Consider the following 1519-nt stretch of genomic DNA (forward strand, 5'->3'; position numbering starts at 1 on the left):
GTAGCCCATTTCGAACGGCCGCTGGCCGACCAGCGCGGTCACCAGGCCGTCCTTGGCGATCGCCACTTCGTCGCCGATCGTATCGGCCGCGCCGATGACGAACTCGTTCTTGGCGATCTTGTCGGCCATCGGCTTGAACAGGTCGCGATAGGGCTGCGGGGCGCCGAACAGCGGCCAGCCGCCCATGATGCCGAAGGCGTCGAGCTTCGGATTGGCGGCGAGGATGTCGGTCATCGCCTGCACGCCCTTGGCGCCGTCGTCATTGGTGAACACCGGGCAGCCCGCCACCTCGGTCCAGCCGCCTTCGCCGGCTAGCGCCGACAGGCCTTCCTTGCCCGACAGCGCGTCGCGCATGCCCTGCGCGCGGCGCAGGATGTTATCGGCCGCGGGATTGCCTTCGATGGTGCAGATCGTGCCGCCGTTCGGCTTGGCCTTCTTGATGTATTCGCCGATCTTCTTGCCCATCAGATAATTGTCGGTGCCGAGATAGGTCTTGCGAACCGCTGCATCTTCCTTGGCAAGGTCGGCGTCGACCGTCATGATCGGGATCGACGGATTGGCGCTCTTGATCGTCTGCGCGATCAGCGGCGCGTTGGACGGCGAAATGGCCATTGCGACCGTGTCCGGCTTGCTCAGCATATCCTGCACGATCTGGGCTTCGCCGGCCTCGTCCGAGGTCGATGCCGGGCCGGTGTAGAAGCATTCATATTCGGAGCTGGCGTTTTCCTTGTTCCATTTCTCGCAGCCCTGGTGGATGGCTTCGAAAAACGGGTTGTCGAGACCCTTCACGACAATGACGAGCTGTTTCTTGGCCAAAGCCGGCCCGGCGCCCAACGCCATGGCGGCGACGGCGGCGAGCAAAAGTGATTTCCTCATATCAGTCCTCCCTTGAAACCAGACGGACACGACGTGCCCGCCACACCGATCGACCCGGATGCAACGAACACGGCAGTCGCCTCGAATGCTCGTGTCTTAACCCGGGCCGATAAGCATTTGCCGATCCGTTCCAGCTCGAATGAGCGCTGGCGTTGCCGGATCCTGACCGAATCCCTGCCGACCGCTTCCATTGAACAGCGATTTGCGAGGGCAAATTCTTCCTCCGACGCTAGCTAATAACGGCTCGCAGCCAACGTCAATTCCTATTTGTCCTACAAAACCGATTTTTCGACGAGTTTCGAAATTAATCATCCGACAGTTGATTGACGCCCATGCGGGCTTTTGCCTAAATGCACCGATCGCGCCCGCTCGGGAGGAGTTGGAGGCGCTAGGTCCATACGGCGTCGACAGTCATGTCGGAGGATGGCCGCAGGAAGAAAATGGGGAGGCTTAAGGCTGGTGTCGGTTCTCGAACTCGCCAACATCTCGAAGCATTTCGGCGCCATCCAGGCGGTGAACGATGTTTCGTTCACGCTGGAGGCCGGACAGGTCGTCGGTCTGATGGGAGACAACGGCGCCGGCAAGTCGACGTTGGTCAAGATGAACGCCGGCAACTTCCGCCCGAGCCATGGCACCATGCATA

At 60.9% G+C, this 1519-nt stretch carries 2 protein-coding genes; one reads left to right on the top strand and one right to left on the bottom strand.

Going from position 1 to position 1519, the window contains the following annotated elements; genetic code table 11:
• Window positions 1–876 (bottom strand): substrate-binding domain-containing protein (locus EOA38_RS36315; RefSeq protein WP_145966281.1); only part of this gene is annotated, 876 nt, incomplete at its 3' end.
• 423 nt (window positions 877–1299) lie between these two features.
• Here EOA38_RS36315 and EOA38_RS36320 point away from each other — a divergent pair.
• Window positions 1300–1519: ATP-binding cassette domain-containing protein (locus EOA38_RS36320; RefSeq protein ID WP_127301481.1), on the top strand; the 220-nt coding region annotated here is incomplete at its 3' end.

It is taken from the genome of Mesorhizobium sp. M1E.F.Ca.ET.041.01.1.1 (assembly GCF_003997355.1).
GTDB lineage: Bacteria > Pseudomonadota > Alphaproteobacteria > Rhizobiales > Rhizobiaceae > Mesorhizobium.